The 10,112-nt window shown below is 37.4% G+C and carries 10 protein-coding genes and 3 tRNA genes; 9 read left to right on the top strand and 4 right to left on the bottom strand.

Features of this window, described 5'->3' with window-relative positions; translation table 11 throughout:
* Together HAW63_05765 and HAW63_05760 are read right to left on the bottom strand one after the other, a co-directional pair.
* Positions 1–800, bottom strand: an 800-nt coding sequence (locus HAW63_05765; GenBank protein ID MBE8163472.1) for a hypothetical protein, incomplete at its 3' end; no start/stop codon positions are given.
* Positions 801–806: 6 nt separating this feature from the next.
* Positions 807–897, bottom strand: a tRNA-Ser gene (locus HAW63_05760).
* Positions 898–1,030: 133 nt separating this feature from the next.
* On the opposite strand from HAW63_05760, the gene HAW63_05755 reads away from it, so the two are divergent.
* The 6 genes from HAW63_05755 (at position 1,031) to HAW63_05730 (ending at position 4,821) form a co-directional block, all read left to right on the top strand.
* Positions 1,031–1,107: transfer RNA gene (locus HAW63_05755), tRNA-Arg, on the top strand.
* A 17-nt stretch (positions 1,108–1,124) separates the two neighbouring features.
* Positions 1,125–1,688, top strand: coding sequence for a hypothetical protein (locus HAW63_05750; protein MBE8163471.1), 564 nt, complete (start codon positions 1,125–1,127; stop codon positions 1,686–1,688).
* Between the two features lie 22 nt (positions 1,689–1,710).
* Positions 1,711–1,786: transfer RNA gene (locus HAW63_05745), tRNA-Asn, on the top strand.
* Positions 1,787–1,866: 80 nt separating this feature from the next.
* Complete coding sequence (locus HAW63_05740) at positions 1,867–2,922, top strand: rod shape-determining protein (protein MBE8163470.1); 1,056 nt, start codon at positions 1,867–1,869, stop codon at positions 2,920–2,922.
* A 107-nt stretch (positions 2,923–3,029) separates the two neighbouring features.
* Positions 3,030–4,340 (top strand): hypothetical protein, encoded by a 1,311-nt coding sequence (locus HAW63_05735; GenBank protein ID MBE8163469.1) that lies wholly within the window; start codon positions 3,030–3,032, stop codon positions 4,338–4,340.
* A gap of 22 nt (positions 4,341–4,362) precedes the next feature.
* Positions 4,363–4,821, top strand: a complete 459-nt coding sequence (locus tag HAW63_05730) for a hypothetical protein (GenBank protein ID MBE8163468.1) — start codon at positions 4,363–4,365, stop codon at positions 4,819–4,821.
* Here HAW63_05730 and HAW63_05725 read toward each other — a convergent pair.
* Together HAW63_05725 and HAW63_05720 are read right to left on the bottom strand one after the other, a co-directional pair.
* Positions 4,785–5,207 (bottom strand): JAB domain-containing protein, encoded by a 423-nt coding sequence (locus HAW63_05725; GenBank protein ID MBE8163467.1) that lies wholly within the window; start codon positions 5,205–5,207, stop codon positions 4,785–4,787. The two genes, HAW63_05730 and HAW63_05725, sit on opposite strands and share 37 nt — an antisense overlap.
* Positions 5,208–5,277: 70 nt before the next feature.
* A complete protein-coding gene (locus HAW63_05720) occupies positions 5,278–5,760 on the bottom strand; it encodes a regulator for granula-associated protein (GenBank protein ID MBE8163466.1) in 483 nt (160 codons plus the stop codon).
* 183 nt (positions 5,761–5,943) lie between these two features.
* On the opposite strand from HAW63_05720, the gene HAW63_05715 reads away from it, so the two are divergent.
* The 3 genes from HAW63_05715 to secA form a co-directional block, all read left to right on the top strand.
* Complete coding sequence (locus tag HAW63_05715; protein ID MBE8163465.1) at positions 5,944–7,659, top strand: hypothetical protein; 1,716 nt, start codon at positions 5,944–5,946, stop codon at positions 7,657–7,659.
* 5 nt (positions 7,660–7,664) lie between these two features.
* Positions 7,665–8,141, top strand: a complete 477-nt coding sequence (locus HAW63_05710) for a tRNA (cytidine(34)-2'-O)-methyltransferase (GenBank protein MBE8163464.1) — start codon at positions 7,665–7,667, stop codon at positions 8,139–8,141.
* A 120-nt stretch (positions 8,142–8,261) separates the two neighbouring features.
* Positions 8,262–10,112: preprotein translocase subunit SecA (gene secA / locus HAW63_05705; protein ID MBE8163463.1), on the top strand; the 1,851-nt coding region annotated here is incomplete at its 3' end.

Raw genomic sequence — 10,112 nt, 5'->3', positions numbered from 1 at the left:
TCTTCAAAAGATCTATAAGTGTAAGGCCATAGTTCTAAATAGGTAAGACACAAAAAGCTATATAAAGTTTTCTCTCTAGGCTTCATTTGTATGGCTTGAATTAAATAATTTTGCGTTTTGATATATTGAGAAAAAGAATCGGCTTGAAAATTTTTTAAAGAAAGTTGTAATAAATTTTGAAAAGCACTTTCGTCATAAGCGGTTTTGCTAGCAAAGTTGGGCGACCGTAAATGCAATAAGCTAGGTTTTGTAATACTTTGTGGCTCAAACAATAGGGTGTATATTACAAAGCTAAGGCTGCTAACAAGAAGTAAAAAAAGCACCGTTCTTTTGTTACGGTTAATTAGTTTTTTTCTCGACTCTAGGGGAATGGTTTTTTTAGAAGGTTTATAGGCCTTTCTTTTTTTTGGCGACTTTTTTTTAGAGTTTAGGTTTGGCTTTTTAAAAGTAGACCTGTTGGGCAAAGCCACTTGGGGCTCTTCTTTTTGAAAAGGTTTGGTGTCAAAGCTTTTTAGTTCATCAGCTAAAGAGTTAACTAAACTTTCCTCTTCTTCGGTAGAGACTTTGTGTTTTTTTTGTCGGGCCAGCTCTATAGATTTTTGCAAAAACAGGCCGTGAAAGACTTTGTTTTTTCCCAAAGGAGACCATTGTAGAGTAAGGCTATTGGCAATAAGATGTTGCTCGGTATATTGGCCCGATTTTATGTTAGAGGTAATTTCTTCGGTACTGTAAGGACCTGTAATTTGGCCGTTGCTATCTTTAACTAACCATTCTGCTGTGTCATGAGTTTTACTTGTCATAGGCGTTGGCGGAGAAGGAGGGATTCGAACCCTCGGTACGGTTGACCCGCACGGCGGTTTAGCAAACCACTGGTTTCAGCCACTCACCCACTTCTCCACAGGTTAATTAACCAGTGACTTTAAGATGCCACAGGCCGAGGTGTGAATCAAGTACTCTTCAAGTCAGCGCCCCTTTTGTGTATAAGCAAAAACTTGACCACGCTTTCATAGTCATATAATTAAAAAGCACTGCGCCTGTAGCTTAGCTGGATAGAGCACATGACTACGAATCATGAGGTCGGTGGTTCGAATCCATCCAGGCGCACCAACACTTTAATAATTATTATGCGCTCTTTTTTTCACCGCCCAAAATTTTCTTCAAAAAAAACTTACAGAAGACCACTTTTTATTTTAACCTTCTTGCTGTTGGCCATTATATTTTTGCAACACGAGCTAACACAGCCTAAATTTAAAAAAGGAATTAACAGCCTGCTTAATGTTAGCCAATCGGCGGTACGCCTAAGCAAAACAGAGCCCTTAACAGCAAAACTGGTAAAGCAAACTTTGTTTTGGTGTAGCACTAGGGTGATTGAGTTAAATGTAGGCCAGAAAGTTATAAAAAATAAAAATTTTAAATGGTATTTAAACAACACCGCTATAGATTCTTTATTTATGGAAAGGTGGCTGGCAAAGTATTGTCGATTAAATATTTTTAATATTGCCAAGGTTGCAGAAGCAAAAAAAGAGCAAGGCAAAAAACTTTTATTTTGTGTGACTTTTATTAATAAGGGCAAGCAGTGCTTTTATAAAACAGCGACACTTGCCTTTACTTGGAAGAATAAAATGTTTTTATCTCCTCAGTTAAAAGAAGGCTTTAATAAAATTTTATTCTTGACTAATAAAAGATAAATTTTCATACTGAGCTAGCTTTTCAGGTGTAGCTCAGTTGGTAGAGCAGGTGACTGTTAATCACCTTGTCGGGGGTTCGAGTCCCTCCACCTGAGCCAATTTTTTTAGCTTTTCTTATTCTTTAGAAAAGCTTTACATTTTTGCCAAAAGTCTTTTAAATGTATTTTTAGGAGAAGATATGAGCCTTTTTAACATCGTAAAAAATTTCAGCAAGTATTTTAGTAATGACTTGGCTATTGATTTAGGTACAGCAAACACCTTGGTGTATGATAAAAGTTTAGGAGTAGTGCTAAACGAGCCCTCTGTGGTTGCAGTGCAAAAACGAGGCATGGGCAGTGCCAACATGGTGCTTGCAGTGGGGGTAGAGGCAAAAAAAATGTTAGGCCGTGTTCCGGGAAGTATGGAAGCCATTCGACCTATTAAAGATGGCGTTATTGCAGATTTCGAAATTACCGGCGACATGCTTAAATATTTTATTACCAAAGCCACTAAAGTGCGAAGAAGTTTTATTCGCCCTCGTATTTTAATATGCGTACCTTATGGAATTACTCAGGTAGAAAAAAGAGCGGTAAAAGAATCGGCTTTATCTGCCGGAGCTCGCGAAGTGTATTTAATTGAAGAGCCCATGGCCGCAGCCATTGGTGCTAACCTACCCATTGCAGAACCCACAGGTTCTATGGTTGTAGATATTGGTGGAGGAACTTCGGGAATTGCAATTATTTCTTTAGGAGGAATTGTTTATTGCAAATCTATTAAGGTAGGGGGAGATAAGTTTGACGAAGCTATTATTAGTTATGTTAGGCGCAAGTTTAATTTATTAATTGGAGAGCGAACCGCAGAAGATTTAAAAATAAATATTGGTAACGCTTATGCTTTTGAAGAAGAAAGGTTTTTAGAAATAAAAGGGCGCGACACCATGATGGGCGCTCCAAAAACTGTAAGAGTTTCTAGCCTTCATATGTTAGAGGCCTTGGCTGACCCTTTGTCTAGAATTATAGAAGCAGTAAGGGCCGCCTTAGAGCAAACTCCTCCCGAGTTAGCGGCCGACATTGTGGACCATGGTATTGTTTTAACAGGAGGGGGAGCATTGCTTGCAAACCTAGATGTTTTACTAAGAGAAAAAACGGGATTGCCAGTGAGTATTGCCGAAAAACCTTTGTCTTGCGTGGTTTTAGGAGCTGGAAAAATTGTTAGAGAAATTGAATTATTAAAGCACTTGGCTCAACCGTATTAGGCCTTTTAGTCAGCACTAACCTTTGTCCTATTTTGCATTAAAGCAAAAAAATTCATAAACATTAATACACCGTCTTCCGACTATATTTATAGCTTCGGGAGGCTTATATGTTTCGTTTATCACGACTGTTGATTAGTGCATTATTATTAATAGCCTGTTCTTGTTCTGTTGAAGAAAAAAAAGCAGATAAAGATTTATTTTTGGGTTCAGGAGATAGTGGCGGCACGGTCACTTTACCATTTATGAGCGTTACTCCTTTAAAGGGAGGCAATGTGGAATACGAACTGTTTGAACATTTTTTTAATATTGGTTTAAGTAATGATATTAAAAGCCAAGGCTGTACCATTGATGCATCACCAATTAATAGTGAAAGCAAAACGCCAATTACTAGTGAAAGCAAAACTTGTTTGGTAGAAATTAATGAATTAGATAGTCACTTACAGGGATTAAAACTAGAGATTAATGTTCCCCCACAAATGTGTAAATATGTAGCACTAGATAATTACTGGTACTATAATTACGAGGTAGGCAAGGGGCCTGAGTCTGTGGCTATTACCCAAACTATAACGGAGGCAGGAACCACATATCGTTGTGTGGAAGGGTGTGGCAAAGAGGCAAGTCTGGACACAGCAGCAGGTGTTTTATCTTGCGCATATGATTATACCAATTCTCAAGGCCCTAACTGTTGTTTAGGGAGCTACAGTTTAACAATCACTGTTATTGAGAGTGGCAAGAAACCTCAAAGGACTGCCCAAGCAGGGCAAGAGTGGGGCGGCGATTTGAGTGCATGTATTTCTGGCCCTGCAACAACTAATTCTTGGCCACAAAAAGAAAAAGATGGTCATACAACACCCGCACGCGTTTTTCATAGTGTTGAAAGTGGCGGACTAAAAACACAAATAACCATTTTACCACCCGTTGATCAAAAGTCTCGAGGCAATGTCTTTGCTGCTAATTTTTATACAGGAGCATTAAATTCTAGTACTCCCACTGAGAAAACGAAAACGCACCCACACTTTCGTTCTAGGAGCATTAGAATTAACGGGAAACTCACCACCCCTTCTAGTAACTCTAAACTTCCAAGGGCAATAGACCCCATAGCGGATAACAGCGGGGACCCTTTGCCTATAGGCAATGATGCTTATCGCGTTTTGTGTTTAGATGAAGCCTATGAAGTTTTACAGCAAATTAATGTATATGTTCGAGAGTGGAATACTCGGGATAAGTACACAGAATATGTTACTGATGTCACCAACATAAGCCCAGAACCAGATGTCGAAGGCAGGGAAGGTTCTGACACAGCAGACTGTGGCCGTTTTTCTAGCAATAACCCATGTAATGACTTTTCTGACTGGGATGATTCAGTTGATGAGGATTTAATTAGGCATAAGTTGGTTAAGGATTTTCCAGGCTTATAAACTTTAGAAGAAGGGGCAGTTAATGAAAATTATTTTACTTTGCACTTTTACTTTTATTTTTTATATGTTGCTGGTGGAGTTTGCCTCGCAAGATAATGCCGTGGTAAAAAACAGTGCAGAGAGCAAAAATGTTGTGGCAAAAAAAGGGCAAAGGCTAACGGCTTCTACTTTTAAAGCAACGCCCTTGGAAAAGAATCAATTTGTGGACGAGGCTGTGATTGATGAAGTTTTACGATTAGACAAAGAGCAAAATTTTGACGACACACAAAACTCTTTAGAACAAGCTTTGTTAAGTTCTGCAGCAGATAGGCAGTTATCCATAGAGGAAACAAAAGAATATAAAAAACATTTTGTTAGAGAGTATTTAAAAAAAGCCAGACAAGCGGGTTATGACATTAAATTAAATGATCAGCTACAGGTTATTAGCATAAGGCAACGAAGAACTTACAGGCCGATTTTAATTGAAGAAGAGGAAGAATAGTTTTTTGGCCAGCCATTATCGGCAAAGCTAAAGTAAGTTGTAGCACTAATTATAATGTGATCAATTAAAGGCAAGTTTAAAAAGTAACTAGCCTTTTTTAATTTTTTGGTAATTAAAACATCTTCTTTGGAAGGCTGTGGGTATTGGCTGGGGTGATTATGCGCAATAATAATTCCCGAGGCATTTTCTTTATAAGCAAAGCGAAAAATATCTCGAGGGTGTAAAATACAGCAATCCACAGTTCCTTTAAAAATGCATTGTGTTTTAAGAGGATTTTTGTGGCTATTTAAGGCAACAACCCACACTTCTTCTACATCATTTTTAATATATTTTTGAAAATATTTAAAACTAAGTTGGCTGTTGCTTAAACAAACTGCGGTGGACATAGCGTGTTTAACTGCAAAACCAGAACCAGTCTGTAAAGAAATTAACGGAACAAAACGCCTTTAAGCGGGCTTATAAAGGTCCGCCTAAGCTTTTGTTAGAGTTAGGCAAAATGGTTGGCTGAGACATATTGTCTTCGCTGTGCCCACTGTTTGCCGAGGCTTCTGTGTTGCCGCTTTGTAAATGGCTTTGTATTTTTTCTTGCGGTTTAGGTGCTTGTTGATTGGACAAATCTTTTTTATCAAAAAGCCCTAGCTTTGCTAAGAAATTAGATAGGTTGCCTTTTTCGTGCTGAATAATTTGTCTTAAAGTTTGTAAAGGAGGGTAAATGCCAATTTTTTTTTCGGTTTCAAAAATAATTTGTGTAAGAGTAGAGGCTGTAATGTCCATTTTATTGCTGTTATCAATAACACGAATGGGCTCGTCTTTGCGGATCATTTTAGCAATGTCGTGTAAGGTTACATAGCAACTCTGCTTGGTATCGTATAATTTTCGGTTGCGGTATCTTTTAATGATTTTGTCTTCTGTGTTTTTAGGGTTCAAGCTAGCCTCCAGTTTGAATTATATACCGTTTTATTGGGTCAACACTGCCTTAAAGTCGCGTTAGAAAAACCAATATTACCGCACCTAATCATTTGGTCATTTTTTTGTCAAGCAGATTTCATTTTTCCAAGCTAGATTGTAAGTTTTTATCATTTTTTCCTTTGTAAAAATTATTATTTTGCCGATGAAATAGTAATGAATAAATATAGCTTGCTATTGTATTTTTTTGGATCAATTTTTCTTTCTTCTTGTTCCACGGCCTCTTGGGTTTCTAATAAGGCAGCTACTAGTAAAAAACAGGTCACCGACAGACGCATAGACCAAGCCTATTTAAAAGAACAATCTAGCTACCACTATTTATTAACAGAGCTATCTAGTCTGCAAGGAAAGGACAAACAGTCATTATTACAAATCAAAAATACCTTATTATATGATAACGGCAGCCTGCCTTTAAAAATCAGAGAAGTGGAGCTGTTTTTAGAGCATGGTGATTTATCTAAAGGGATAGACCGCATAGATGTCTTGCTGCAAGCTCACCCCAACGAGCCTAGCCTTTTGGGGTTAAAAGCAGTGGTGTACGAGGCACTAGGGTCTTATAAAGCTGCAGAAAAAATTTACAAAGTTATGCCTAAAAGTGACGAGGTTTTATTTGCACAGGTACGCTTAGCTTTTTTGCAAAAACATTTTCAAAGAGTAGTTAAGTTAGCAAAAAAAGTGCGCTTTAAAGAAGAAAGATTTTTATCCGAAACGCAGTATTATTTGGCACAGTCCTTAGAGGCTCAAAAAAAGTGGAAACAAGCAGAAAAAGTATATAAAAATTCTTTAAACTCGGGAGTGAATGCAGAGTTATTTTTATTATTTGCATTAGCCGATTTTTATAAAAAACAGAAAAAAACGAAAAAAGAGTTAGGGCTATTGTTAAAATATAAAGACCGCGTTGCAGAGACTTACCTAGTATTACAAAGGCTATTTACTATTTATGTAGAAAAAGAAGAAACTACAAAAGCTTTGGCTCAGGCCGAAAGCTTACTTGGGGCAGGAGCAAAAGGCTTAGGCTTTCAATTTCAAGTTTCGTTGTTGTACATTGCCGAAAAGCAATATAAAAAAGCCACCACTTTGTTAGAGCAAATTTTACTAACAGACCCTCAGCTAGATAGAGTACAGTTTTATTTAGGGTTAATGTATAAAGAAACGCAACAATTTGAAAAAGCAAAAAACACTTTTGCAAAAATTGTTATCCAAAGCGCTTATTATCAAGAGGCAACTCAAGCTAAATACTATTTGTTAATAAAAGAAAAGAACGGCCCATTATTGGCAGAACAATTTTTAAAAAAAAGTCTTACCCAAAAAACTTTAACAGAAAAAACAAAAAAAAGTTTAAGTTATTTTTTAGTTTTACATTACGAAGAGCAAAAACAATTTGTTAAGGCATTAGATTTTGCTCAAAAAATGATACAAGTTTTTCCAAACTTTGTAGATGTGCTTAACTATGTGGCCTACAAATGGGCAGATGCAGGCGTGCATCTTAAACAAGCCGAAGTTTTAGCCACTAAGGCTCATCAACTAGAGCCAAATAATGTTTTTGTGCTAGATACTTTAGGTTGGTTATTTTTTAAAAAAGGCGACTACAAACAGGCAAAAAACTATTTAGAGTTAGCCTACAACAAAGCCCCTTTTTTAGAGTCTGCCGAGCATTTGGCGGATGTTTATAAACATTTTAATAAACTGGGCAAGGCCAGTCGTCTGTATACCAGGGCCCTTCGGTTGGCCGAAGCGCAAGAGGATAAAAAGCGTTTAAAAGATAAGTTAAGTTTACTTTTTGTGGTGAAGTTAAAAAAGAAAGGCCGTGTCTTTAAGGCAAAGTCTTCTGTAATAGAAAGTCGACAGCCAAGCTCTGTTACAGCAAAATAGTGCTTATGAAAGTCACAAAAGAAAAGTGCCATTGCCATGTTGTGTTGCTTGAGCCAGAAATCCCTCAAAATACAGGAAACATTGGCCGTCTTTGTGTGGGAATGGGGGCAAAGTTACACCTCATTAAGCCTTTTGGTTTTGTGTTAAATGATAAAAGTTTAAAAAGGGCAGGACTAGACTATTGGCAATACTTGGACCATCAAATTTATGAAAACTGGAAGGAGTTTTTATCTTTTAGAACCGCCGAGGATAAACTCTATTTTTTGTCTAAAAAACAAGGAAAAGTTTTTTATAAAGCCTCTTTAAGCCCAGGGAGTTTTCTTATATTTGGAAAGGAGACAAAAGGTTTGCCAGAGTTTTTGTTAAATGAACATAAGGATCAAGTACTAACTGTCCCCATGTTTGGCCCCGTTAGAAGTTATAATTTATCCAACACGGTGGCCATGGTATTGTCTGAGGTCATTCGGCAGATAAAGTTTTAACGAGGGTTTTATATTTAATTTTATGAAAAGAAAAAATGAGATTGAATAAAGAAAGAAAATACATAAACTAGTGATGAAATACTGCTGCCGTAAAATGAGGTTGCACTAAAAGGTTATATAATGTGGTCGTTAATACTTAAGAAAATTTTAGGCTCTCATCACGAAAGAGAGATGAAGCAATTACAGCCTATTTTAGACAGCATTAATAGTTTAGAACCAAAAATACAAAAACTAGATGACAAAGCTTTGCAGGCAAAAACAGAAGAGTTTCGCCAGCGATGGAAACAGGGAGAAAGTTTAGAAAGCCTATTGCCAGAGGCTTTTGCCGTGTGCAGAGAGGCGGCTTTTAGAGTGTTAAATATGCGTCACTATGATGTTCAAATTATCGGTGGAATTATTTTATCTCGAGGGGCTATTGCAGAAATGAAAACGGGAGAAGGAAAAACTTTAGTGGCCACCTTGCCCATGTACTTGCATGGTTTAACCAGCCAAGGTGCCCACCTGGTAACGGTAAATGATTATTTAGCGGCTCGTGACTGTGAGTGGATGGGAAAACTATACCATTTTTTAGGCTTAACCACGGGAACTATTGTGGCCGACATATCAGACGAAGAACGACAAAAGGCTTATGCAGCAGATATTACTTACGGTACTAATAATGAATTTGGTTTTGATTATTTAAGAGACAATATGAAGTTTGACTTAAAAGACTATGTACAAAGAAAACTAAACTTTGCCATCGTTGACGAGTGCGATTCTATTTTAATTGACGAAGCAAGAACGCCATTAATTATTTCAGGGCCGTCGGAGGACTCTGTAGATAAGTATTATGAAATTAATAAAGTTATTCCTAAACTAAAAATGACAGCAGATTTTGTTATTGAAGAAAAAACAAAAAGTGCCACTTTAACCGAAGAAGGAAACAAAACTGCCGAAAATTTATTGGGAGTGGGTAATTTATACGACATTCAAAACATAGATTTGCTTCACCATATTTACCAAGGCTTAAAAGCTCACCATTTATTTAAATTAGATGCAGACTATGTTGTTCAAAACGATGAAATTATTATTGTCGATGAATTTACAGGAAGATTAATGGCAGGTAGGCGTTGGAGTGATGGATTGCACCAAGCCATTGAAGCCAAAGAAGGGGTTAGTGTTAAAAGCGAAAACCAAACCTTAGCTTCTATTACTTTTCAAAACTATTTTAAAATGTACAAAACCTTTTCGGGAATGACAGGAACTGCAGATACAGAGGCTGTGGAATTTAAAAAGATTTATGATTTAAATGTTTCGGTAATTCCAACAAACAGGCCCATTGCAAGAGAAGATAACAATGATGTTATTTATAAAACAGAGCTTGCAAAATATTCGGCTTTGGCTAAAGACATTAAAGAGCGCTCTGCAGAAGGCCAGCCCATACTTGTGGGAACCACTAACATTGATAAGTCGGAACGATTAAGTAATTTATTAAAAAAAGAAGGCATTAAACATTATGTACTAAATGCAAAGTTTCACGAAAAAGAAGCAGAGCTAGTGGCGCAGGCAGGTAGGCTTGGGCAAGTGACGATTGCCACTAATATGGCTGGGCGGGGAACAGATATTGTTCTTGGTGGAAACCCAGAAAGTTTGGCACAGTTAGACTCTGCGGCGGCTAATCAGCCCGAAGTTGCAAAAGATCTTTTACAAAAATACGAAACTATTTGCGCAAAAGAAAAAGAGCAAGTTTTGCAGGCTGGTGGTTTGTACATTATTGGAACAGAAAGGCATGAGTCGCGCAGAATTGATAATCAGTTACGAGGTCGTGCTGGTCGACAAGGGGATAAGGGAGCAACGCGCTTTTACTTATCTTTAGAAGACGATTTAATGCGTATTTTTAATGGCGAGCGCATACAAAAAATTATGAACACTTTAAACTTGCCTGATAACGAGCCCATCGAAGCAAAAATGATTTCGCGAGCCATAGAGGGG

This window comes from Pseudobdellovibrionaceae bacterium, assembly GCA_015163855.1.
In the GTDB taxonomy this organism is placed as follows: domain Bacteria; phylum Bdellovibrionota; class Bdellovibrionia; order Bdellovibrionales; family UBA1609; genus JAAOIH01.
This window is presented reverse-complemented; position numbering and strand designations above follow the sequence as displayed.

What these genes read in the sequence shown, in the direction of transcription:
- HAW63_05710 (MBE8163464.1), top strand. Translation starts at nt 7,665, where the DNA reads ATGAAAGTCACAAAAGAAAAGTGCCATTGCCATGTTGTGTTGCTTGAG.
- HAW63_05740 (MBE8163470.1), top strand. Translation starts at nt 1,867, where the DNA reads ATGAGCCTTTTTAACATCGTAAAAAATTTCAGCAAGTATTTTAGTAAT.
- HAW63_05715 (MBE8163465.1), top strand. Translation starts at nt 5,944, where the DNA reads ATGAATAAATATAGCTTGCTATTGTATTTTTTTGGATCAATTTTTCTT.
- HAW63_05750 (MBE8163471.1), top strand. Translation starts at nt 1,125, where the DNA reads ATGCGCTCTTTTTTTCACCGCCCAAAATTTTCTTCAAAAAAAACTTAC.
- HAW63_05725 (MBE8163467.1), bottom strand. Translation starts at nt 5,207, where the DNA reads ATGTCCACCGCAGTTTGTTTAAGCAACAGCCAACTTAGTTTTAAATAT.
- HAW63_05730 (MBE8163468.1), top strand. Translation starts at nt 4,363, where the DNA reads ATGAAAATTATTTTACTTTGCACTTTTACTTTTATTTTTTATATGTTG.
- HAW63_05735 (MBE8163469.1), top strand. Translation starts at nt 3,030, where the DNA reads ATGTTTCGTTTATCACGACTGTTGATTAGTGCATTATTATTAATAGCC.